Origin of the sequence: Roseococcus sp. (assembly GCF_965227005.1) — a bacterium.
Taxonomy (GTDB): domain Bacteria; phylum Pseudomonadota; class Alphaproteobacteria; order Acetobacterales; family Acetobacteraceae; genus Roseococcus.
The window spans coordinates 185,009-207,283 of sequence record NZ_CBDDFJ010000017.1 but is presented as its reverse complement, the minus strand read 5'-3'; the positions used below and the strand labels follow the sequence as shown (position 1 = coordinate 207,283).

The 22,275-nt window shown below is 70.1% G+C and carries 18 protein-coding genes and 1 riboswitch; of the genes, 6 read left to right on the top strand and 12 right to left on the bottom strand.

The genetic code is table 11. From position 1 onward, the window contains the following. Positions 1–69: 69 nt before the first annotated feature. The 7 genes from ACO057_RS07475 to ACO057_RS07445 form a co-directional block, all read right to left on the bottom strand. Positions 70–1,212: a benzoate/H(+) symporter BenE family transporter gene (locus tag ACO057_RS07475; protein ID WP_421990200.1), complete on the bottom strand. Its 1,143-nt coding sequence runs from the start codon at positions 1,210–1,212 to the stop codon at positions 70–72. Between the two features lie 37 nt (positions 1,213–1,249). Then, positions 1,250–3,478 (bottom strand): penicillin acylase family protein, encoded by a 2,229-nt coding sequence (locus tag ACO057_RS07470; protein ID WP_421990198.1) that lies wholly within the window; start codon positions 3,476–3,478, stop codon positions 1,250–1,252. Positions 3,479–3,520: 42 nt separating this feature from the next. Next, the gene (locus tag ACO057_RS07465) at positions 3,521–4,483 is read right to left on the bottom strand and encodes a Bug family tripartite tricarboxylate transporter substrate binding protein (RefSeq protein WP_421990196.1); all 963 of its coding nucleotides are present in this window, start codon (positions 4,481–4,483) and stop codon (positions 3,521–3,523) included. 93 nt (positions 4,484–4,576) lie between these two features. Further along, positions 4,577–5,785, bottom strand: a complete 1,209-nt coding sequence (locus tag ACO057_RS07460) for a M20/M25/M40 family metallo-hydrolase (RefSeq protein ID WP_421990194.1) — start codon at positions 5,783–5,785, stop codon at positions 4,577–4,579. 98 nt (positions 5,786–5,883) lie between these two features. After that, complete coding sequence (locus ACO057_RS07455) at positions 5,884–6,849, bottom strand: D-2-hydroxyacid dehydrogenase (protein WP_421990192.1); 966 nt, start codon at positions 6,847–6,849, stop codon at positions 5,884–5,886. After that, positions 6,846–7,892: an alpha/beta hydrolase gene (locus ACO057_RS07450; protein ID WP_421990190.1), complete on the bottom strand. Its 1,047-nt coding sequence runs from the start codon at positions 7,890–7,892 to the stop codon at positions 6,846–6,848. Before ACO057_RS07450 ends, ACO057_RS07455 begins: the two co-directional genes overlap by 4 nt. Positions 7,893–7,977: 85 nt before the next feature. Continuing rightward, positions 7,978–9,069: a trypsin-like peptidase domain-containing protein gene (locus ACO057_RS07445; RefSeq protein ID WP_421990188.1), complete on the bottom strand. Its 1,092-nt coding sequence runs from the start codon at positions 9,067–9,069 to the stop codon at positions 7,978–7,980. Between the two features lie 257 nt (positions 9,070–9,326). Here ACO057_RS07445 and ACO057_RS07440 point away from each other — a divergent pair, with 257 nt between their 5' ends. Beyond that, on the top strand, positions 9,327–9,731 hold the full coding sequence (locus tag ACO057_RS07440; protein WP_421990186.1) for a MerR family transcriptional regulator: 405 nt from the start codon (positions 9,327–9,329) through the stop codon (positions 9,729–9,731). Positions 9,732–9,823: 92 nt separating this feature from the next. On the opposite strand, the gene ACO057_RS07435 is transcribed toward ACO057_RS07440, so the two are convergent. The 3 genes from ACO057_RS07435 to ACO057_RS07425 form a co-directional block, all read right to left on the bottom strand. Further along, positions 9,824–10,621, bottom strand: a complete 798-nt coding sequence (locus ACO057_RS07435; protein WP_421990184.1) for a Bax inhibitor-1/YccA family protein — start codon at positions 10,619–10,621, stop codon at positions 9,824–9,826. A 117-nt stretch (positions 10,622–10,738) separates the two neighbouring features. Continuing rightward, on the bottom strand, positions 10,739–13,237 hold the full coding sequence (locus tag ACO057_RS07430) for an ABC transporter permease (protein ID WP_421990182.1): 2,499 nt from the start codon (positions 13,235–13,237) through the stop codon (positions 10,739–10,741). Continuing rightward, positions 13,234–13,953, bottom strand: a complete 720-nt coding sequence (locus ACO057_RS07425) for an ABC transporter ATP-binding protein (protein ID WP_421990180.1) — start codon at positions 13,951–13,953, stop codon at positions 13,234–13,236. Before ACO057_RS07425 ends, ACO057_RS07430 begins: the two co-directional genes overlap by 4 nt. Positions 13,954–14,032: 79 nt before the next feature. Between ACO057_RS07425 and ACO057_RS07420 the strand changes: the two genes are divergently transcribed. The 5 genes from ACO057_RS07420 (at position 14,033) to ACO057_RS07400 (ending at position 18,595) form a co-directional block, all read left to right on the top strand. After that, entirely contained in the window at positions 14,033–14,629 is a 597-nt protein-coding gene (locus ACO057_RS07420) for an arylesterase (protein WP_421990178.1), read from the top strand. A 31-nt stretch (positions 14,630–14,660) separates the two neighbouring features. Then, on the top strand, positions 14,661–15,197 hold the full coding sequence (gene thpR / locus ACO057_RS07415) for an RNA 2',3'-cyclic phosphodiesterase (protein ID WP_421990176.1): 537 nt from the start codon (positions 14,661–14,663) through the stop codon (positions 15,195–15,197). Positions 15,198–15,229: 32 nt separating this feature from the next. After that, the gene (locus ACO057_RS07410; RefSeq protein WP_421990174.1) at positions 15,230–15,610 is read left to right on the top strand and encodes a DUF2946 family protein; all 381 of its coding nucleotides are present in this window, start codon (positions 15,230–15,232) and stop codon (positions 15,608–15,610) included. A 63-nt stretch (positions 15,611–15,673) separates the two neighbouring features. Continuing rightward, complete coding sequence (locus tag ACO057_RS07405) at positions 15,674–17,719, top strand: TonB-dependent receptor family protein (protein WP_421990172.1); 2,046 nt, start codon at positions 15,674–15,676, stop codon at positions 17,717–17,719. Between the two features lie 15 nt (positions 17,720–17,734). Beyond that, on the top strand, positions 17,735–18,595 hold the full coding sequence (locus ACO057_RS07400; RefSeq protein WP_421990170.1) for a copper chaperone PCu(A)C: 861 nt from the start codon (positions 17,735–17,737) through the stop codon (positions 18,593–18,595). Between the two features lie 57 nt (positions 18,596–18,652). Here the strand turns inward: ACO057_RS07400 and ACO057_RS07395 are convergent, their stop codons facing one another. Both ACO057_RS07395 and ACO057_RS07390 read right to left on the bottom strand, forming a co-directional pair. Further along, a complete protein-coding gene (locus ACO057_RS07395; RefSeq protein WP_421990168.1) occupies positions 18,653–20,602 on the bottom strand; it encodes a TonB-dependent receptor plug domain-containing protein in 1,950 nt (649 codons plus the stop codon). Between the two features lie 231 nt (positions 20,603–20,833). After that, positions 20,834–21,065, bottom strand: a riboswitch (cobalamin riboswitch). Between the two features lie 83 nt (positions 21,066–21,148). Next, complete coding sequence (locus ACO057_RS07390; RefSeq protein WP_421990166.1) at positions 21,149–22,195, bottom strand: alpha-hydroxy acid oxidase; 1,047 nt, start codon at positions 22,193–22,195, stop codon at positions 21,149–21,151. Between the last annotated feature and the right edge of the window lie 80 nt (positions 22,196–22,275).

Here is a 22,275-nt window from a genome sequence, read left to right as displayed (position 1 = left end):
GGCCCGCATGGGGCTCCAGTGGCGCGGCGAAGCCAAGGCGGCGGAGCCGCCGCCCGGCGTCTGAGGGCATCACAAATTCTTGCGAAGCAAGAGCATCAGGCCCGCGCCGGCGATCAGTCCCCAGAAGGCGGGACCGATCCCGCCCACATTGAGCCCCGAGGCGGTGACCACGAAGGTCACGATGGCTGGGACGCGCATGGCCTCGTCGCGCAGCGCGATGGACAGTGCCCCGGCCAGCGAGGCCAGCAGCGCCAGCCCGGCCACGGCCTGGATCAGCAAGGGCGGCGCGGCCGCGACCACGCTGGCGGCGACGCCCGAGATCAGCGCGAAGCCGAGATAGCCCAGGCTCGCGAAGACGCCCGCGATCCAGCGCCGCTTCGGATCGGGATGCGCCTCCGGCCCCGCGCAAAGCGCGGCCGTGATGGCGGCCAGGTTCACCAGCTGCCCGCCGAAGAACCCGCCCAGGAAGCTGCCCGCGCCGGTCGCGAGGAAGACCGGCCGCATCCGAATGTCGTAGCCATTGGCCGAGAGGACCGCGAAGCCCGGCAGGTTCTGCGAGGCCATGGTCACGATGAAGAGCGGCAAGGCGATGCCCACCATCGCGCCCCAGTGGAAGCTCGGCGTGACCCAGGTGAGCTCGGGCGACTGCCAGGCCCCGCCGCCCGGCAGCCCCGGCCCGAGGACCAGCGCGCCCACCGCCACCAGCACCGCCACCGGCACCGCCCAGAGCCGCTGCACCCGCAGCATCACCGCCCAGGCCAGCACCACCGGCAAGGCGAGCATGGGAAGCGCGCCCACCGCCCGGACCGGGGCGAGGCAGAGCTCCAGAAGCACGCCGGCCAGCATGGCCGCCGCGATAGCGGGCGGGATGCGCTCGACCGCGCGGGCGAAGGGCCGCCACAGCCCCGCCAGGATCAGCAGCAGCGAGGCCGCGAGGAAGGCGCCCACCGCCGCCGCGAAGCCGCCCTCGGGTGCGCCGCTCGTCGCCAGCAGCGCCGCGCCCGGCGTGGACCAGGCGATGGAGATCGGCATCCGCCAGACGAGGGAGAATCCCGCGCCCAGCAGCCCCATCAGCAGGCAGAGCATCACCAGCCCCGAGGCGGCCTGCTCGGGCGTGGCACCCATGGCCGTGAAGCCGTTCAGCACCACCGCGAAGGAGGAGGCGAAACCAACGAAGGCCGCGAGAAGGCCGAGAAGGACGGGCTGGAGCATCAGCGATGTCTGCCGCCTCGCGCGTCGCCCGGCAAGCTCAGGGGGCGAGCCGGATGCGACCCGAGGTATCGGCCGGCTCACGCCCGATCCGGCGCAGGCGGCCGTCATGCCAGGGGTCCAGCAGGTCGCCCCAATGGCTGGAGAGCGGATTGCCCGATTGCCCCGTGCCGATGATCGCGAAGAGCCCGTCCGGCGTCGAAAGATCCGCCACCATCCGCAGCCCCGCGCCATGCACGGCGTCGAAGCCGCTGGGGCCGCCGCGCGGTCCCTGGCGCTGCACCGTCTGATCGTCGCCCGCGGCGGGCACGGCGAGCCCGATCAGCCGGTTCAGCCCGGGCACTCCCCGCAGTATCGGATGCTCGAAGACGGCGCGATGCGCCTGGCCCCACCGCCAGGCCGCCGGATCCGCGCCATGGCTCTGCGCCAGATCCGTCACCGCCTCGGCCAGGGCCAGGGCCGCCATGGCGCGGCAATCGCCGCCGCACCACCATCCGGCCTCCGGGTCCAGCAGCAGGAAGCGGAGGAATTCCGGTCCGGCCGGCGCGGTGGGCACGCCGGCGCGCCGCAGCGCCAGCACGGGCATGCGGCGCATGAAGGCGTTCCAGATCAGCGGCTGGGGCAGATCCTGCCGCATCTCGCCATCCCAGCCGGCCAGCAGCGCCTGGGCCGCGCCCAGCACGCCCGAGCCGCGGGGCAGGGCGTTCAGCACGGGCAGGGCCTCACGGGCCAGGAGCGAGACGGCATCCATCTGGATCGCGGCGAAGCGGTCCTCGTCGCGCAAGGCCGGCTCGGCCAGCAGCTGCTGGATGCGGCGGAAGCGCCAGTCGCCGAACCATTCGCGCGAGAGGAAGGCGGGGTGGTCGGGCGGGCTCACGCGGTTATTGGCGTTCACCAGCAGCCCGCTCTCGGGGTTCTCGACATGCGGCAGCTCTTCGAAGGGCACGAAGCCCTCCCAGGGCACCGAGCCGGGCATGCTGCCGTCGCCCGCGCCGCGCAGGGGGGTGCGGCCGGTGAGGTACATCGCGATGCCGCCGCTGCGGTCGACCACCATCAGGTTCTGCGGCGGCGAGGTGATGAGCGCGGCCGCCGCCCGCGCCTCGGCGATGCTCCGCCCCCGGTTGAGCGCGAGAAAGCCGGCCGCCGCCGTGTCGTTCGGTTCCAGATTGGCCATGCGGACGGCCAGAACCTCGCCATCCGCGCGCGGCATCTCGTCGAGATCGGAGATGACGGGGCCATTGGCGGTTTCACGCACTTCCATGGTCACGTCCGGCTCGCCACGGACATGGATGACTTCCGTGCGGACCACGCGCGCCGCGCTCTCGGGCTCACGGAAGACGTCCTGCGTGTCGGAATGGGTGGTGGTGAAGCCCCAGGCGAGATCGGCGTTGCGGCCGATCAGCACCAGGGGCACGCCGGGCACCGTGCCGCCCGCCACGAAGCGCCCATCGGGCAGCTCGATCCGCGCCAGATACCAGAGGACCGGCGCGCCATAAGCCAGATGCGGGTCGGAGGCGACCATCGGCGCGCCGGCCGCCCCGCGCGCCACGGCCCAGGCGTTGGACGCCGTGTCGGGCAGCGGCGCGTCCTCGCCGAAGACGGGGATCGCGGCCAGCATGCGATCGAGGCCGGACAGCGCGGCGACGTCCGGGCGCCCCGCGCTGCGATCGGCGGGCCAGAGGTCCCACAGGCGATCGGCCGGCAGCGCACCCGCGAGCCGCGCGCGCTCCAGCTCCGTGCGCCAATTGCCCGAGAGCCAGAGCCCCATCACCTTGGCCCAGAGCAGCGAATGCGCCGGCTGCCAGTATTCGGGCGCGCCGAGGACCAGGAATTCGGGCGCGGAGAGACGCCCGCGCTCGCCGATCCAGGCGTTCACGCCGATGGAATAGGCCTCCAGCAGGCTGCGCGTCTCGCTGTCCAGCGCCAGGAAATCTGCCTCGGCGCGCCGGGCCAGGCCCAGCAGCCGCACGAAGCGGTCATTGCGCAGCGTGGCGCTGCCGGCGATCTCGGAGAGGCGGCCCTGCGCGCCCCGCCGCATCATCTCCATCTGGAACATGCGGTCGCGCGCGTGGACGAAGCCCAGGGCGATGGCCGCATCGCGCTCGCTGCGGGCGCGGATGCGGGGGATGGCCGCGTCGTCGAGGGTGATGGTGACCGGGGCTGCGAGGCCGGCGATCCGCAGCTCCATGTCCTTGGCGGGAATGGTCCGCCAGAGCGCCACCCCGCCCGCCAGCAGCACGCAGGCCACGAGCATCCAGACGCCGGCCATGAGCCGGCGCCATATCCCCGCCCTGCGGCGCCGGCGCACCATCTATTCGGGCTCGATGCCGGCGCCGCGGATCATCTCGCCCCAGGCGGCGATCTGGCGCACGACGAATTCGCCGAGCTCGGCCGGGGTGGAGGTGGCGCCGTCAAAGCCCATATCGGCCATGCGCGCGCGATATTCGGGCCTGGCGCCGATGCGCTGCATGGCGTCGCCCAGCGTCGCGGTGACTTCGGGCGGCAGGCGCGCGGGGCCGAAGAACGCGGCGAAACTCAGCAGGTCGAAGCCGGTCAGACCCTGCTCGGCGAGGGTGAGCGCCTCGGGCACCAGGGCCGAGCGCGCGGCATTGGTGATGCCGAGCTGGCGCAGCCGCCCCTCCTGCACATGGCCGCGCGAGGGCGTGAGGTCGATCACGATGCCGGAGACCCGCCCGGCGATGACATCGGTGATCGCCGGCGGCGTGGAGCGATAGGGCACATGCAGCATCTCCACACCCGCCAGCCGCGCGATGGTCGCACCGGCCACGATGCCGGTTCCGTTGCCGCTCGCGTAGCTGATCCGTCCGGGATTGGCGCGGGCCAGGGCGATGAATTCCTGGAAGTTGCGCGCCGGGACATCCGCGCCCACCGTCAGCCAGAAGATGTAGTTGCCGAGCTTGCTGAGCGGCGTGAAGTCCGCGACGGGATCGTAATCCATCCGCTTCAGCAGCCAGGGATTGGCCGCGTGCGTCGTGTTCGTGGTGATGAAGAGCGTGTGGCCATCCGCCGGGCTGCGCGTCACCGCCGTCGCGGCGATGGTGCCATTGGCGCCGGCGCGATTGTCCACGGTGACGCTCACGCCCAGCTCGACCGAGAGCATCTGCGCCACCACCCGCGCCACGGCATCGGTTCCCGAGCCCGCGGCGAAGGGAACGATGATGTTGATCGGGCGATTGGGGCGCCAAACCCCTTGGGCGAATGCCCCCGATGCGAAGGCGGGCATGGCGAGCAAGGCGCGGCGCAGCGTGTTCATGTCTTTCCCCGGGGCCGGATCTTCATTGGATCCTGACGATGGGGAAAAGCATAGAGGAGGGACGGCCCGAAGGGTAAGCCGTCCCGCGCCGCGTCAGGCGGTTTCCATTTCCGCGACGGCGAGGATGGTGGCGAGGCTGGCCCGCATGCCGCGCAGCGAACCCTCGATCTCCACGTCGACCCATTCCTCCAGCGAATGCGCCCGGCCGCCCTTGCCGCCCGAGCCGATGCGCAGCGCGGGGATGCCGAGGCTCATCGGGATATTGGCGTCCGTCGAGGACCATTCGAAGGAGGGGGAATAGCCCTCCGCCGCCACGGCCGCCGCGGCCAGCCGCGCGATGGGCGCGCCCTGCGGCGTATGCCCGGCCGGGCGGTCACCCACGGGGATCAGCTCCACGGTCAGCGTGCCGTCGCGCGCGGCGTTCTCGGCCTGCACCGCCGCCTGCACCCCGGCGAGGAAGGCGCGGTCCAGCTTGGTCAGCTCGTCGATCGAGGCCGAGCGCAGATCGACCTCCATGGTCACCACCTCGGGGATGGCGTTGATCGAGGTGCCGCCGCCGACGACGCTCACGCAATGCGTGGTCACCGGATCGCGCGGCACTTCGATCGCCGCGAGGGTGCGCGCCGCCTCGGCCATGGCGTACATCGGGTTGACCATGCCGAAGGCCGAGAAGCTGTGCCCGCCCGGCCCCTTGAAGGCGACACGGTAGCGCCGCGAGCCGATGCCGCCGGTCACGATGCGGTCCACCTCGGGGCTGTCCACCGTGAAGAAGGCGCGGATGCGCTCGCGATTGGGATGGGTGGCGAAGAGGTGGCGCACGCCGCGCAGGTCGCCCAGGCCTTCCTCGCCGACATCGCCCACGAAGAGGATGTCGTGGCGCGTGCGGATGCCCGCCGCGTCCATCGCGCGCAGGAAGCCGAGATTCACCGCCAGGCTGCGCGTGTCGTCGCCCACGCCGGGGGCGAAGAGCTTCGTGCCCTCGCGCCGCACGCGCACATCGGTGCCGGCCGGGAAGACCGTATCGAGATGCGCGGCGACGACGACGATATCGCCATTGCCGAAGCCACGGCGCAGGCCGAAGACATTGCCGACCTCGTCCTGCGAGACCTCCTCCAGCCCATGGGCCTTCAGCATCGCGAGATAGGCGGCCGCGCGCTTCTCCTCGCCGAAGGGCGGGGAGGGGATCTCGGTGAGGGTGATGATGTCGCCCACGATGCGATCGTGCTCGCTGCGCATGGTGTCGCAGGCGGACTGATATTTCTGGTCCGCGCGGATGGCGGCGATGGTCTGATCGGTGGTCATTCGGATGCACCTGGGCAGGGGAAAAGCGGGGCGAGGCGTGGTCTTGCGCGCAAAGGAGGCCGGGCGTGACCGCCCGGCCCCGGTCGTCGTCAGTCGGATCAGACGATCTTGTTGAGAAGGTCCGTGCGGCCGGCCTTCAGACGGTCGATATTCTCCATCATGATATCGAGCACATTGTCCTCGAAGGCGCAGGTCTCGCCGCCGGTATGCGGGGCGAGGAAGGCGTTCGGCAGCGTCCAGAGCGGGGATTCCGGCGGCAGCGGCTCGACCGCCATCACGTCCAGGCCCGCGCCCTTGATGCGGTTGGACCGGAGCGCCTCGATCATCGCCTCCTCGTCCACCACCTTGCCGCGCGCGCAGTTCACCAGATAGGCGCCGGGCTTCATCAGCGCGAAGGCCTTGGCGTCGATCAGGTTCTCCGTCTCCGGCGTCAGCGGGCAGACCAGCACCACGAAATCGGCCCGCGGCAGCAGCTTCGGCAGCTCCGAGGTCGCGTGGACCTCATCGGCGCCGGCCTTGCCCGAAGCGGGGTTGGCGCGGATGCCGATGACCGTCATCTCGAAGGCCTTGAGCAGCCGGATCAGCCGCTCGCCGATCTTGCCCATGCCGACGACGATCGCCGTCTTGCCGGCCAGCTCGTCCTCGCGGATGGCAAAGTCGCCCTTCATGCCCGACCAATGCTTCTTGTGCTGGTCGTCGCGCGCCACGAAGAGACGGCGCACCATGCCCAGCATCAGCCCGACCGCATGCTCGCTGACCGCGGCGGCATTGGTGCCGGCGGCATTGCAGAGCGTGATGCCGTGCTTCTTCAGAACGTCACGATCGAAGGCATCGGTCCCCGAGGAATAGGCCTGGATGTATTTCAGCCGCGGCGAGAGGGCCGGCAGCGAGTTGCGCCAGAAGCCGCTGCAGACCAGGACATCGGCCTCGGCGGCCCGGGCCTCGAGCTCCTCGACGGTGCGGACCTCGAAAAAGGGATAGGGACTGGCGCGCTCGGTGAAGCGGTCGCCGCCGCGATAGGCGACATGGGCAAAGCAGATGGTCGGGTTGGTCGGAAAACTCACGCAGCAGACTCCTCAAGAAACACCTGTACCGCCTGGAAGAGGGCGCCGCGATTGCGCTCCATCCACATGCCATGCGTACCCTCACCCAGTAGCACGAGCCGCTTGCCCGGCGAGGCCGTCAGCAGCGGAAACAGCGTCTGGGCCATATAAGGAGGCGTATCCTGGTCCCATTCGCCCAGCACCAGCAGCGTCGGCGCCGTGATCTTGGCGGGATCGTAGAAGGGGCGCCCGGCGGCCCAGTATTCGCGGCTGTCGGCCGGGCTGCCATTGGGCGCGCGGATGGCGGGCGGGTTGCGGCGCTGTCCCTCGGGGTCGGTCGCCCAGGTCACGCCGGCCCAATGCTCGAACCAGCCGGGGGGAACCAGGGTGGCGCGCGCCGCTTCCGGCACGCCGGCGCCGCGCCGCGCGCGCGCGGCCTCCTGCGTCACCCAGCGATAGGCGCCGAGCTGGCCGCCCGGATCGGTGAGCGAGGGCGTCTGCCGCAGCCAGACCGGCGCGTAGAGGACCAGGCGCTCGACCACCGAGGCGTTGTCCGCGGCGAAGCGGCCTATCAGCGCCGTGCCCCAGGAATAGCCGAGATGGACGCACTTGGGGATCGAACGGCGGGCGCGCACGAAGGCGGAGACGGCGGCGATGTCGAGAATCGCGGTCTCGCCGCGCACCGCCGGCGGATTGGCCTCGGGCGGCTGCGACATCTCGGGCGGGCGGGTTGAGCGGCCGAAGCCACGCAGGTCCAGGCACCAGACGTCGAAGCCGCGGCTGGCGATATAGTCCATCCAGGAAAGCCCGCCGAGCGGCAGGTCGAAGGCGGTGTGGGCGGGATAGGTCGCACCGTGGACCATGATGAGCGTGCGGCCGGGGGTGAAGGCCGTCATCGTCTCGGGCCGCTTGTTGCGGACGAAGATCTCGATGCCCGGGCTGTCCGCGCCGGCGGGAACCATGAACTCCTCGGTGAGGATGCGCGGCGCCTGGGCCTGGGCCGTGGAGGTCAGCATGGCGGGCCCGACGAGGGCAGGGGTGGCGAGCAGGGCGCGGCGTTGCATGGGACTCTCCCTTGTGTTGCGGGCAGACTAGCCAAGGGCGCGCCTCTCCGCGAGGGGGCCGCGCGGCGGTGGAGTACCGGGCGCGTCACCGCTCGCAGCGGATGAAGAGGGTGCTGCGATGAATGACCTCGCCCACATCCGCCGCGCCGCGCTCGGGGCCGGTGCTTTCGGCCGTGCGGGGCGTCACGCCCGCCCGGCGCAGGAAGGCCAGGGCGGTCTGGCCCTGTACCGCGAAGTTCACATTCTGCGCGATGTCGCCGGTGCGGCGGCTGACAGCCTGGGCGTTCAACTTGGAGACGACGACGCCCACGATATTGCCCTGCATATCCACCAGCGGCCCGCCGGAATTGCCCGGCTGGACCTCGGCGCTGATCTGGTACTGGTTGGGATTGTCGCCCAGGCCGCGCAACCCGTTCACCTCCCCGCGGGTGAGCTTGGGGTCGGAGCTGAGCAGCCCGGCCAGCGGGAAGCCATAGGCCACCACGCCCTCGCCGCGGCGGATGGCGGGCGCGGTGCGGAAGGCGACGGCAGGCCCGACGAGACCGGGCACGTTCAGCACCGCGACGTCGATGGCCGCATCCATCCGGGCCGGCGGCGCGGCGGCGATCCAATGGCCGGTGGGCGTGCGCAGGATGATGCGATTGCAGTTGTCCACCACGTGATGATTGGTCATCACGCGGCCATCGGCGACGAGGAAGCCCGTGCCGGTGGAGACCGCGCGGGCCTGGGCATTGGGCGGGGCGGGCGCCGTGCCGGGCGCGGGACCGGCGAGGGGGCCGGAGGTCGGGGCGCGGGCCGCGCTGGGCGCGGCGGAGCGGGGATTGGCGAGTTCGAGGTTGCGGCTGGCGCAGATGTCCTGGTCGCGCAGCACCACCTCGCGCGTGTCGGCCAGCACCAGACGCAGGTCGAAACGGCAGCCGGCATCGGCGTTGGGGGTGACGCGGAAGCCGCCGCCCTCGCTCAGCGGCCGGTCGGGGCGCAGCAGGTTGTTGCCCCAGTCGCCCTGTCCGCCGCGCGGGCTGCGCACGGCGAAGAACTGGGTGGCATCGCTCCCGGCCCGGTTGACGACCCGAAAGCCCGGCTGATCCGACGCGGTCTGGGATGCCGCGGGCCGGAGTGCCAGCGGTTGGGCCGCCGCCAGGAGAAGGCCGAGGGGCAGGGCTTGGAGGATGCGCATCCGCCAGATTTGCCCGCGGGCCCGCGCGGCGGCAAGGTGTTCCCCGATCCCGGCCCGATGAAATCGCGCCCATCGCAGGGCGGACGGATCGGGCCGTCGAGAAAATTCATGAAATCCCACCTATGACGTGGTTTCCTACGCCGTCGCTTCGGCCCTTGCCGCGTTTGGAAGGCTGGCCCCCCGCAGTGTGGGAAGCCGCCGCGCGCGGCCGGCTTACGGGGATCGGTCGGAGCCCCTCGGGAATTCGGAGGACGAGCATGAATATCGGTGAGGCGGCGACAGCGAGTGGCGTCAGCGCCAAGATGATCCGCCATTACGAGACCCTGGGGCTGATCCAGCCGCAGAGACGCACGAATAATTATCGGGCCTATACCGATCAGAACGTGGCCGTGCTGCGCTTCATCCGGCATGCGCGCGACCTGGCCTTCCCGCTTTCCGAGGTGAAGCGGCTGCTGGGCCTGTGGAAGGACGGCACGCGCCAGAGCGCGGAGGTGCGCCGCATCGCGCTGAGCCATGTGGACGCGCTGGAGGACAAGGCGCGTTCGCTCAAGGCCGTGGCGGATTCCCTGCGGCACCTCGCGCGGAATTGCCAGGGCAATGACCGGCCCGAATGCCCGATCCTGGAGCACATGGAAGGCAAGGCGGACGTCCGGCACCACTGATCCGCCGGCGTCCGAGCCAATCGTCCCGACATGAAAAAGGCCCGGCGGATCGCTCCGCCGGGCCTCTTTCGTGTCGTCGGTTCGTGTGCCGGTTACTCGCGGCGCACGCCGGCGAACTGCAGCAGGAACTGGAAGAGGTTGATGAAGTTCAGGTAGAGGCCCAGCGCGTCCATGACGCTGCGCTTGCCTGCCTCGTCGCTGCCCTCGGCATAGGAATACTCGATGTAGTCGTTCTTGATCCGCTGCGTGTCATAGGCCGTGAGGCCGCAGAAGATCACCACGCCCAGGATCGAGATCATGAAGGTCACCGCCGGCGAGGCGAGGAAGATGTTCACCACCGACGCGATGATGATGCCGATCAGGCCCATCATCAGGAAGCTGCCCATCTTCGTCATGTCGCGCTTGGTCGTGTAGCCGATGAGGCTCATCGACGCGAACATCGCGGAGGTGATGAAGAAGGTGCTGGCGATCGACGTCGACGTATAGACGATGAAGATATTCGCCATGCTGGCGCCCATGACGCCGCAGAAGGTCCAGAACAGGGCCTGCACCGTCGTCTTGCTCATCCGGTTGATGCCGAAGGAGAGGGCGAGCACGAAGGCCAGCGGCGCGAAGATCGCGACATAGCCGAGGATCGTCGGCGCCGTCGCATAGCCGCGGGGCGTGCGGACGATCGTGAAGAACAGCTCCTGCACCGCCGGCACATTCGCGATCGCATAGGCGACCATACCAGTCAGAAGCAGGCCGGAAGCCATCCAGTTATACACGCGCAGCATATAGGCGCGCAGTCCGGCGTCGAGCGAAGCGGCATCCACGCCAGCCGTGCGGCCCCAGCCTTGCGGCGTGGCCCCTTGGGGCTGCGTCCACCGCGATTCGGGTTGGAAAGCCATGAAGCGATATCCTCCTAAAAGGTCCGACGGACCTATACGGCCATCATATGGAGTTTCTGTAATCCGTTTCAACGGATTTCGGAAACCCCGACACGGCTCGCCGGCCAGCGAGTCGCCTCATTCGGTGCGCAACAATGGGGCCGGACGCACCCGCAGCGCCAGCGCCGTGCCGGCATAGCCGAAGCCCAGCACCAGCAGCATGCATCCCGCCACCGTGAGGGCCAGAGTCCCAGGCAGGAAAACCCAGGGCTGGCCCATCACGCCCGTCACAACGCCGTAGGCCGCCGCCGTGCCGGCCAGGGCCGCCAAGGCGCCCGCGAAAGCCCCCAGCACGCCGAACTCCACCAGGAAGGCCCGCAGGATCTGGCCACGGGTCGCACCCACCGTCTTGAGCAGGACGGCCTCGCGGATGCGGCGCTGCTGCCCGGCCGCGACCGCGCCGGCCAATACCAGCGCGCCCGCGATGAGGGTGATCGAGCCGGTGGCGGTCAGCGCGCCGCCGATCCGGTCGAGGAGTGCGGCGACCTGCTCCAGCGCCTCACGCACGCGGATGCCCGAGACATTCGGGAAGGCGTCGGTGATGCGCCGCAGCAGGAGGGAATCGGAAGCCGCCTCGCCGCGCACCGTCGCGATATGGGTATGCGGCGCGGCCGAAAGCAGGCCGGGTGAGGCGATGAGCGTGAAATTCATCCCCAGGCTGCGCCATTCCACCTGGCGCAGATTCGCGATGGTCAGGTCGATGTCGCGCCCCAGCACGCTGATGGTGATCGTGTCTCCGATCTTCACCCCCCATCCGCGGGCGATATTGGCATCGAAGGACACCAGCGGCGGGCCGTCGTAATCCGCCGCCCACCACTGCCCTTCGATGACGCGCGTCCCTTCCGGCATGGGGCCGAAATAGGTGAGGCCGCGATCACCGCGCAGCGCCCAGGCGCTGTCCGGACTCACCGTCACCTGCTCCGTGGGGACGCCCTTCACCGCGACGATGCGCGCGCGCAGGCTCGGCACGCGGCGGACCTCCTGCACGCCAGGGGTGGCGCGGGCGATCGCGTCGAAGCGCTCGGTCTGGTCGGGCTGGATGTCGATGAAGAAGAAGTTCGGCGCGCGATCGGGCATCTCGCTGCCGATGGCATTGCGCAGATTGCCCTGGATCTGGGCGATGGCCGCCAAGGTGGTCAGCCCCAGGCCCAACGCCACCAGCAGGATCGGCGTGGCCGTTCCCGGCCGGTGCAGATTGGCGAGCCCCAGCCGCCAGGAGGGCCGGCGGATGCCGCCCAGCGCCCGCGCCCCGGCCATAAGCGCCCAGGCCCCGCCACGGAAGAGCACCATGGCGGCGAGCGCCCCCAGGCAGAAATACAGCCCGAAGAGCGGCCGGTCGGCCGTGGCGATCACCAGCGCGACCAGAGCCAGCCCGGACAGGGCATTGGCGATGGCCACCTTCCACCCCGCCCAGACGCTGCCCGAGGCCAGCGCGTCGCGGAACAGCGCGGCGCCCGGGATGCGCCCCGCGCGGCCGAGCGGCCAGAGCGCGAAGGAGGCCGCCGTCAGCAATCCGAAGAGCGCCGCCATGGCCAGCGGCGCCGGATAGACGGAGAGGCGCGGCGGGATGGGCAGGGCCGCCCCCAGCGCCTGGGCAGCGAGCCAGGTCAGGGCCAGCCCGCCGGCCAGCCCGATCGCGATGCCGAGCACGGCCAGCGCCATCACCTGGATCAGATAGGCCGAGAAGATCGCCGCCGTCGGCGCGCCCATGCAGCGCAGGATGGCGACGGTGTGGGAGCGGGCGTCGAGCCAGGCGCGCACCCCCGTCGCCACGCCGATGCCGCCCACGAGCAGCGCCGTCAGCCCGGCCAGGGTCAGGAAGGAGGCCGCGCGGTCGAGGAAGCGGTTCACCCCCGGCTCGGCCTGGTCCGCCCGGCGGATGCGCCAGGGCGCGCCGGGGAAGGCGGCGGCGAGATCGGTGGCGAAGGCCCGCGCCGTCACGCCCTCGGGCAGGCGGATGCGGTATTCATAGGTGACGAGGCTGCCGGGCTGGATGAGGCCCGTGGCCTCGAGCTGGTCCAGCGGGAGGATGGCGCGCGGGCCGAAGATGGTGGGTGTGGCCACGCGGTCCGGCTCGTCGGTGATGCGCGCGGCGAAGGTGACCTCGGCCTCGCCCAGGCGGAGCCGAGCGCCTGGCGCCACGCCGAGGCGCTCGGCGATGGCCGGATCGAGAACGATGTTCGGGCCGCGCAGTTCGGCCGCCGGTTCGAGCCCGAGCGCGCCGAAGAGGGGATAGCGCCCATCCGCCGCCTTCAGCTCCACCAGCATGCGCTCGCCATTGGGGGCGATGAGCATGCTCCGCAGCAGGACGACGGCGCTGATCTCGCCGCGCCTCTCACGGACCCAGTCGAGCACCGGGGCCTCGACGGGCTGGCTGCCGAGGCGGATCTCGAGGTCGCCGCCCAGGATGCGGGCGCCATCGGCCTGGAGCCCGGCCTGCACGCCCGAGCGCAGGCTGCCCACGGCCGCGATGGCCGCGACACCCAAAGCGAGGCAGGCGAGCACGATGCGCAGGCCCTTGGTGCCCCCGCGCAGCTCGCGCCGCGCCAGCGTCCAGCCCAGCCGCAGATTCCTCATTCGGCGGCTTCCACGAGGCTGGCGGTGTCGCTGGCGATCAGCCCGTCCTCGATGCGGATCTGCCGTTCGCAGCGATTGGCCAGAGCGGGGTCATGGGTGATGAGGATGAGCGTCGTGCCGAATTTCTCGCGCAGGTCGAAGAGCAGGTTCATCACCAGCAGCCCGGTCGCGCGGTCGAGATTGCCGGTGGGCTCGTCGGCCAGGATCAGCCGGGGATGGGCCACGAAGGCGCGGGCTACGGCCACGCGCTGCTGCTCGCCGCCCGAGAGCTGGCCGGGATAATGGGTCAGGCGATGGCCGAGGCCCACGGATTTGAGCGCTGCCTCGGCGCGGGGGAAGGCCTGGTCGTCGCCGGCGAATTCCAGCGGCAGCGCCACGTTCTCCAGCGCCGACATGGTGGGGACGAGGTGGAAGGACTGGAAGACGATCCCCACCTCCTCGCGCCGGAAGCGGGCGAGCGCGTCCTCGCCCAGCGGGCCGAGCAGCCGCCCCGCGACCGTCAGCTGGCCCGAGGTCGCGCGCTCCAGCCCGGCCAGGAGCATGAGCAGGGAGGTCTTGCCCGAGCCCGAGGGGCCGACGATGCCCACGGCCTCGCCCTCTCCGATCTCGAGATCGATGCCTTTGAGGATGTTGACCCGGCCGGCGCTGGACCCCACCTCGAAGGTGAGATTTCGCGCCTCGATCAGGGGCGGAGTGGAGGCTGACGGCTTGTTCATGACCATGGCATATGGCCGGCGCGCTGCGCTGCAAAAGGGCTTTTCGCTTTTGGGCGCGACCTTATTCGCCCGGAAGGCCTTGGCCCAGACCGTCGGAACCGCCCCGATCCGGCTCCTGGCGCTGGGGGATTCCCTCACCGCCGGCTATGGCCTGGCGCGCGGGGAGGGCTTCGCGCCTCGGCTCCAGCAGGCCCTGGTCGCCGCCGGGCGGCAGGTCCGGGTGATCGATGCGGGCGTCTCGGGCGACACCATGGCCGGCGGTTCGGCGCGGCTCGACTGGGCGATGGCCGAGCGGCCGCAGGCGGCCATCGTGGCGCTGGGCGCCAATGACGGGCTGCGCGGCCTGCCGCCGGGCCGGATGGCCGAGGCGCTGGAATCCATCCTCGCGCGGCTGGAGGCACGGGGGGTTCCCGTGCTGCTCGCCGGCATGCTGGCCCCGCCCAACCTCGGGGCGGATTACGGGCGGGCCTTCGAGGCCGTCTACAAGGACGCCGCGGCCAAGCGGCCGGGCCTGCTCTTCTACCCCTTCTTCCTGGAGGGCGTGGCCGCCCAGCGCGGCCTGAACCAGGCGGACAATATCCACCCCAACCCGGCCGGCGTGGCCGAGCTGGTCCGGCGGATCCTGCCTGTCACGGAACAACTTCTGGACCGGGTACCGTCTGTCGCCGCAGGATAATGGCGCGAATCCGGGAAGGGGGCCCCAGCCCATGCGTCTTTTCGTCGCTCTTGACCTCCCACAGGAGGTGAAGATCCGCCTCTCCGCCATGTGCGGCGGTATCCCGGGGGTGCGGTGGGTGAAGCCGGAGAACTACCACCTCACCTTGCGCTTCATCGGCGAGGTGCCGGGCTATATGGCGGAAGAGCTGGACATCGCTCTGGCCAGCATCCGCGCCAAGCCCTTCGAGCTCAGCCTCTCGGGCCTGGGGACCTTCGAGAAATCCGGCCGGGTGCAGTCGCTGCATGTGGCGGCCGAGCGCACGCCGGGCCTGGCCCATCTCCAGGCCAAGATCGAGACCGCCATGCAGCGCGCGGGATTGCCGCCGGAGCGCAAGAAATTCGCGCCCCACGTCACCCTCGCGCGGTCCGACGGCTCGTCGCTGAACAAGCTCGCGGGCTTCGTGCAGGCGCATAACCTCTTCCGCAGCGAGCCTGTGATGGTGGAGCATTTCGTGCTCTTCTCCTCGCGCCTCGGCAAGGAACAGGCGGTCTATACGCCCGAGGTGGAATACGCGCTCGCGGCTTGAGGGTTGGGCGGCGGTAGCCTAAAGCTTCCCGCGTGGGAAAGTACCGCGCCCTGCTGATCCGGCTGTTCGCCGTGCTGCTGTTCTGGCAGTCGGGCGTGGCGGTGGCGCATTGCCTGCGTGGGATGACCCACGGGGGCGACGCCATCGAGATCTGCTCGATCGACGGCGTGAAGGTCATTCACCTCGACGCGGACGGGGTCCCGATCGCGGACGACCAGCCGCATGCGGACGGCGGCTTCTGCCCGGTCTGCCACGGCCTGCCCGCCGTTGTCCTGCCCGAACCGCCATTGCTCGCCCTGCCGGCCTGGACGGGCGAGGCGATCGCATGGCACGCGGCCGGTGAGGCGAGGCTGCTCCCGCCTGCTCGCGCGCCGCCTTACCCGACCCGAGCACCGCCCTCCTTCAAGGCCTGAACCCGATCCGCGCCGCCGCGTCAGCGGTCGCGCGCCCGTTCTCGTCCCTGATGGAAATGCTTCATGTCCAAGCTTCGCCGCGCGGCGCTCTGCGCGCCCCTGTTCGCCTTCGCCGCTCCGGCCTTTGGCCAGACGACCGTCCTGCCGGAGATGCAGGTGACGGCGCCGACCCCTTCGCTCACCGTGCCGACCAATGCGGAGGCGCAGGTCCGGCTCTGGTCCAGCCCCGGCGCCAATACCGTGGTTCCCGCCAGCGACTTCCTCGACCGCCCCGGCACGCTCGGCATCCGCGACATGCTGGAATACACGCCGGGCGTCTTCGCCCAACCCAAATGGGGCGAGGATTCGCGCCTCTCCATCCGCGGTTCCGGCATCGCGCGGAACTTTCATATGCGCGGCGTCCTGACGATGCAGGACGGCATTCCGATCAGCCAGGCCGATGGCAGCGGCGATCTGCAGGAACTGGACCCGCTGACCTTCCAGCGCGTCGAGATCCTGCGCGGCGGCAATGCCTTCTCGCTCGGCGCCAACACGCTGGGCGGCGCCATCAACTTCGTGACGCCGACCGGCCGGAACACCCAGGGCGTGAACCTGCGCGTCGAGGGCGGCAGCTACGGCTTCGCCCGGGGGCAGATCAGCGGCGGCGGCGTCTACGGGCCGATGGACGGCTGGATCAGCGGCACCATGGCCACGCAGGACGGCTATCGCGATCACAGCCAGGGCAATAGCGGCCGGCTCAACCTCAACATCGGCTATCGGCTGTCCGACGATGTGGAGACGCGCTTCTACTTCACCCACAACTCCATCCAGCAGTACATCCCGGGTTCCCTGACCCGCAGCCAGGCGCTGAACTCGCCGCGCATGGCCAATGCCACGAACCTCGCGATGAACTATCAGCGCAATATCGACAGCTACCGGTTGGGGTCGCGGACGACGGTCCGCGTCAATGCCGAGACGACGCTGGAGTTCGGCGGCAGCTGGGTGACCCGGCAGCTCAACCATCCCATCTTCCAGTACATCGACAACCAGACGAACGACTTCAATCTTTTCGCGCGCGGAACCTGGGACGGCACCGTCGGCGGCCTGCGCAACCGCCTCACGGGCGGTTTCAACTACGCCTACGGCACGACGGACAACCGCCGCTTCGTCAACCTCTTCGCCAACCGCGGCGCGCAGACCTATTCGTCCCTGGATAAGGCGGAGACGGTCAGCGGCTATTTCGAGAACAGCCTCTACGTCCTGCCGCGGCTGGCCATCGTGACCGGCCTGTCGGGCGGTGGCGCGACGCGGTCCAGCGACAACCGGCTGAATGCGGCGCAGAGCGGCTCGGGCCGCTGGAACTGGATCAACCCCCGGGCCGGCCTGCTCTGGCAGGCGACGCCTACGGTTCAGGCCTATGGCAACGTCACCTGGTCCACCGAGCCGCCGACCCTGTCGGACCTCGTCTCGCTCGTGCCGCTCGGCGGGTTCAGCCTGCTGAAGCCGCAGCGCGCGACCACGCTGGAGATCGGCACGCGCGGCACGGCCGGGCGCTTCGGCTTCGAGGTGGCGGCCTACCGCAGCTGGATCGACAAGGAGATCCAGCTGTTCATGGGGCCGACCTCCGGCAGCAGCTACGCGCAGAATGCCGATCGTACGATCCACCAGGGCGTCGAACTGGCCGGAACGGTCGAGGCGGCCCGCAACATCTTCGCTGCCGGCGACGGCGTGACGCTGCGCGGCGCCTATACCTTCAGCGACTTCGCCTTCGATGGGGACCGGACCTACCGCAACAACCAGTTGCCGGGCGTGCCGCGCCACGTGCTGCGGGCCGAGGCGCGCTATCGCCACGCTGGCGGCTTCTGGGTCGCCCCCAATGTCGACTACGTCCCGGAAGGCTTCTTCGTGGACAATGCCAATACGGTGCGCACCAACAGCTACGCGCTGATCGGCCTGCGTGCCGGTGCCGATTTCCTGGATGGCCGCCTCGGCGTCTTCCTGGAGGCGCGCAATCTGGCCGATCGGCGTTATATCTCCTCCGCCTCCGTTGCGCCCGTCGCGGGCAACCAGGCCCTGTTCGAACCGGGCTTCGGGCGCTCCGCCTATGCCGGCGCGCGCTACCGCTTCTGAAGAAGGAACGTCTCCATGAAAAAGCTCCTCGCCGTCCTCCTCGCCGCCACGGCCACGCCGGCCGCGGCGCATGTCGTCCTCAGTCCCACGCAGGCGCAGCCGGCCAGCTACACGCGGCTCGCTCTGGGTGTCGGCCATGGCTGCGGCGGCGCCGCGACCACGGCCATCGAAGTGGCGCTGCCCCCGGGCATGACCGTCGCGCGGCCCATGCCCAAGCCAGGCTGGGAGATCGCCATCGAGCCCGGCGCCTCCATCGCCTGGCGCGGCGGCTCGCTGCCGGATGCCCATTACGACGAGTTCGTGATGATGGTCCGCACGCCCGATCGCGGCGGCGAGGCCCTGGCCTTCCCGGTGACGCAGCGCTGCGGCGAGACGGTCGCGGCCTGGACGCAGCTGGCGGTCGAGGGCGAACCGCGCCCGCGCTTCCCCGCGCCCATGCTGCAGCTCGCCCAGGCGCCGGCAGCTTCGGGGGCGGTGACCGTCGGTCCGATAGCGGTGGAAGGCGGCTGGACGCGCGCGGCGGGGCAGGGCGCGCAGGGCGCGGGCTTCTTCAGCATCCGCAACACCGGCGCGCAGGCCGATACCCTGGTCGCGGCGAGTTCGCCCGCGGCGGCGCGGGTGGAACTGCATACCAGCCTGCGCGAGGGCGATGTGATGCGGATGCGTCCGGTCGAGAGCATCCCGCTTCCCGCCGGCGGCAGCGTGGCGCTGGCGCCGGGTGGGCTGCACATGATGCTGATCGGCCTGACGCGCCCGCTCGTGGTGGGCCAGACCATTCCGGTCAGCCTGCGCTTCGAGCGCGCGGGCCAGGTGACAGTGAACCTGACGGTCCAGGCCGCCGGGGCCCGCGCCCCGGCGCAGGGCCACCAGCACTGAACGGTTCGAAAATCTTCGCGGGAAGCCCGGGCACGACCCGGGCTTCCTCGCGACGGATCAGAAGCTGACCCGCACGCCGCCGAAGCCGCCGATCCCAGGCGGCTGGAAGCCATAGACCTCCTGGTACCGCTGGTCGAAGGCGTTCTCCACCCGGCCGAAGACCTCGACCTGCGGCGTCACCCGGTAGGAAACCGCGATCCGCGCCAAAGTGTAGGGCGAAAGGGTTCGCCGCCCGCCGCCCGCTCCGAAGAAGCTGTCCTGCGTCGTACCGTTATAGACGAGCCCGAAGTTGACCCGCATCGCCTCGACCGGCCGCAGCGTGACGTTGAGCGAGGCGGCGTTGCGCGGCCGGCGCACGAGCTGGAGCCCGTTCTGCGACGGCGTGACGGAGGAGACGATGTTGCTGTCCGTCAGGGTGTAGCTGGCCACGATGCTGGCCCATCGCGTCGGCTCCAGCCGCGCCGTAAGCTCGACGCCCTGCGCCTCGTTCTCGCCGATATTGTTGAGGCGGAAAGGGAAGACGCCGGTGTTGAAGGCGATGAAGTCCTTCACGCGGTTGTTGAAATAGGTCGCGCCCAGGAGGATGCGGCGATTGAGGAATTCCTGGTCCACGCCGAGTTCCCAGCCACGCGTCCGCTCCGGGCGCAGGTTCGGGTTCGGGACGAAGGAGGCCGAGGGAACGAAATACATCTCGCTGAAGGAGGGCGGCGCGAAGCCCGTGCCGTAGGTGGCGCGGAACTTGGTGCCCCAGGACGGGATCCGATAGGCCCCGGTGAAGCGATAGGTGGTCGCGCCGCCGAAGAAATCGTTCTCGTCGTGCCGGACGCCGCCGGTCAGGGTCAGCCGATCGAAGAGGTCGATCTGCTGCTGGGCCCAGACGCCGGTGTTCTGCACATCCGGCGCGACGAAGCGCTGCAGCGACCCGTAGAGGAGCTGGCGGTTGCCCTCGCGCTGCCAGTCGACGCCGAAGGTCGTCACCGCATTGGGGATGATGCGGATATTGGTCTGATACTCGGTGCGGAGCCGATCCGTGCTGGTGCGGCTCAGCAACTGGCTCGCCAGCCGGCTCTCACGCTCGAAGGAGCCGCCCGAGACGGTGAAGATATTCTCCATGCGGCCGTCGAAGAGATTCAGGAACGCCGTTCCCCGGCCGACCGTGCTGCGGTAGCGGAAATTATCCAGCGTATCGATGGCCAGGCCCGTGACGTAGTCCTGCCCGTCGGTATCGCCGCGGCTGCCCGTGTGGCGGAAGCTGCCTTCGAAGCGGAGATTGTCGTTCACGCGCAGCCCCGCGCGGCCGCCCACGGTGTAGTTGCGATAGCCGTCGTTCTCGCGCCCCCCGGGGGCCGTGACCGTCCCCGCCGAGGCGAGGCGCCCGCCATAGAGGTTGTAGTCGTAGCGCTCGCCTCCGCCGGAGATACCCGCCCGCAGATTGGTCGTCCCGAAGCTGCCGCCCTCGATGGAGGCATTGACGCGCGGAGGCCCCGCCTCGCCACGGCGGGTGGTGATGCTGATCACGCCGCCTGCCGCATCGGCGCCATAGACCATCGATTGCGGGCCGCGCAGGACCTCGATGCGCTCGATCTCATTGGTCGTGAGCTGGGTGATGTCGAACTCGTTGTCGTTCGGGTCGTTCATCTTCACGCCGTCGAGCAGGACGAGCGTGTGATTGCCCTCGCCGCCGCGAATGCGAACCTGGCCCGGGCCGCTGCGCTGGCCGTTCTGATTGACGGAGAGGCCGGGCACTTCGCGCAGCGCGTCGATGACCTGGGTGATCTGCCGTTCGCGCAGTTCCTCACCCGTGATGATCGTGACCGAGCTGCCGACCTGCGAGAGGGGCACGGGCGTGCGCGTCTCGATCACGGTGAGTTCGGGCAGCGGCACGATGTTGGACGCGACCGGGGCGGACGCAGCCGGGGTGGACGGTGTCGGGTCGGATGAGGTTTGGGCGGCCGCGATCTGGGTGGTGCCCAGGAGCATGGCAAGGAGGTAGCGGGTCTTCGGCATGGCCGCGGACTTTCGATTCTTGGGGGATGTCATGGCGTGTCGCCGGAGAAGCGCTTGAAGCTTGGCGGCCCCGGAGGGCCTGGCCGTCGTCCGGATCACAGAAGGATGAAGAGGGGCCCCGAGCGGCCCAGGGCATCGCCGAAGCGCGCCGGAATCGGAGGCGGGAAAGCCGTCATCGCGTCACCTGTCCCCGGAGCGCCCCGCCCGGATCGTCGTGGGTTACGACGGCCCTGCAGCGCATCGGCAAGGGCAGGTCTCCTGGCTCGCGGGTCGTCGACATTGGCCCGACCTTCCCGCGGCTCTCGCCGTAGTGGCCCGCCTTTCGGCGGAAGGGCCAGCGTCTCACCGCTGACAGTTGCGGGGGCAGCTGCCGACTTGCCCGGAACGGAGGATGATCCCCCCGGCGGACGCACGGCATTCCCTTTTCACCCACTCGCGCGGGACCATTGCGCCGGCAGTATTAGAAAATACCGTCCGGCCGATCAATGCCGCAGGGTCGATCGCGCGATGTGCGGGGCGCGCTGCGGCCGGAAAGCCACAGGCGCATCATTCCCAGATCACCGACCGGTCGATCGCTTCCAGATTGGCGCATCCCGTCAGCGTCATCGCGATTTCGAGTTCCGTGCGCAGGATCTTCACGACATGCGCCACGCCGACGGGGCCGCCCACCGCCAGGCCGTAGATATAGGGCCGCCCGATCAGCACCGCCTTGGCGCCGAGGGCGAGCGCCTTCAGCACGTCGCTGCCGCGGCGGATGCCGCCATCCATGAGGATCGGGACGCGCCCGGCCACCACCTCGGCGATGCGCGGCAGGGCCTCGATACTGGCCGGCGCGGTGTCGAGCGCGCGGCCGCCGTGGTTGGAGACGATGATCCCGTCCACGCCCTCCGCGATGGCGCGGGCGGCGTCGGCGGGGGACATGATGCCCTTCAGCAGCAGCGGCAGCCGCGTGATCGAGCGCAGCCAGGCGATGTCCTTCCAGGTCGCCGCGCCGGCGAGCAGGCCGCGGAACACCTCGCTCTCATGCGGCTCCGCCCTGGGCGGGGGCGGGGGGATCATGCCCTGGAGGTTCACCGCCTCGACCCCGGGCGGCAACCCGAAGCCCGCGCGCTGCTCGCGGTTGCGCAAGGTGACGGGGGCGTCGACGGTGAGGACGAGAGCGCGATAGCCGGCCTGTTCCGCGCGTGTGACGAGCGATTGAGTAAATATCCGGTCATACTGAAGATACAATTGGAACCAGAGCGGGGAGGTCGCCTGCCGCGCGATCTGCTCGATCGGAACGCTCGCGCTGGTGCTGACGACCATGCCCGCGCGGATGGCGCTGGCTCCGAAGGCGGTGGCCAGTTCGCCATCGGGATGGACCAGGCGGTGAAAAGCCACCGGCGCGAGAAAAATCGGATGCTCGAATGAATCGCCGAAAAGGGTCAGGCGGGTATGTGCGCCGGACATATCGGTCATGACTCGGCCTTGGAGCCGAAGCCGCTCGAAAGCCTCGCGATTCGCCCGCAGCGTTCGTTCGTCGGCCGTTCCGGTGGAGATATAGGCCCAGGCATTCTCGCCCATGCGCTCACGCGCATGCGGCTCATAATCCATCAGGGTCAGGGTCCCTGCCGGGATGGGCGGCGCTTGGAAGATCGGTCGTCTCCTTGGATCGTGGCGAGCCTAAACTCCAG

Bases quoted from the DNA above. Each gene is read 5' to 3' on its own strand.
- ACO057_RS07390 (WP_421990166.1), bottom strand. From the start codon at position 22,195: ATGGATTATGAGCCGCATGCGCGTGAGCGCATGGGCGAGAATGCCTGG.
- ACO057_RS07445 (WP_421990188.1), bottom strand. From the start codon at position 9,069: ATGCGCATCCTCCAAGCCCTGCCCCTCGGCCTTCTCCTGGCGGCGGCC.
- ACO057_RS07460 (WP_421990194.1), bottom strand. From the start codon at position 5,785: ATGACCACCGATCAGACCATCGCCGCCATCCGCGCGGACCAGAAATAT.
- ACO057_RS07430 (WP_421990182.1), bottom strand. From the start codon at position 13,237: ATGAGGAATCTGCGGCTGGGCTGGACGCTGGCGCGGCGCGAGCTGCGC.
- ACO057_RS07470 (WP_421990198.1), bottom strand. From the start codon at position 3,478: ATGGCCGGCGTCTGGATGCTCGTGGCCTGCGTGCTGCTGGCGGGCGGG.
- ACO057_RS07425 (WP_421990180.1), bottom strand. From the start codon at position 13,953: ATGAACAAGCCGTCAGCCTCCACTCCGCCCCTGATCGAGGCGCGAAAT.
- ACO057_RS07475 (WP_421990200.1), bottom strand. From the start codon at position 1,212: ATGCTCCAGCCCGTCCTTCTCGGCCTTCTCGCGGCCTTCGTTGGTTTC.
- ACO057_RS07465 (WP_421990196.1), bottom strand. From the start codon at position 4,483: ATGAACACGCTGCGCCGCGCCTTGCTCGCCATGCCCGCCTTCGCATCG.
- ACO057_RS07450 (WP_421990190.1), bottom strand. From the start codon at position 7,892: ATGCAACGCCGCGCCCTGCTCGCCACCCCTGCCCTCGTCGGGCCCGCC.
- ACO057_RS07435 (WP_421990184.1), bottom strand. From the start codon at position 10,621: ATGGCTTTCCAACCCGAATCGCGGTGGACGCAGCCCCAAGGGGCCACG.
- ACO057_RS07400 (WP_421990170.1), top strand. From the start codon at position 17,735: ATGAAAAAGCTCCTCGCCGTCCTCCTCGCCGCCACGGCCACGCCGGCC.
- thpR (WP_421990176.1), top strand. From the start codon at position 14,661: ATGCGTCTTTTCGTCGCTCTTGACCTCCCACAGGAGGTGAAGATCCGC.
- ACO057_RS07405 (WP_421990172.1), top strand. From the start codon at position 15,674: ATGTCCAAGCTTCGCCGCGCGGCGCTCTGCGCGCCCCTGTTCGCCTTC.
- ACO057_RS07395 (WP_421990168.1), bottom strand. From the start codon at position 20,602: ATGCCGAAGACCCGCTACCTCCTTGCCATGCTCCTGGGCACCACCCAG.
- ACO057_RS07440 (WP_421990186.1), top strand. From the start codon at position 9,327: ATGAATATCGGTGAGGCGGCGACAGCGAGTGGCGTCAGCGCCAAGATG.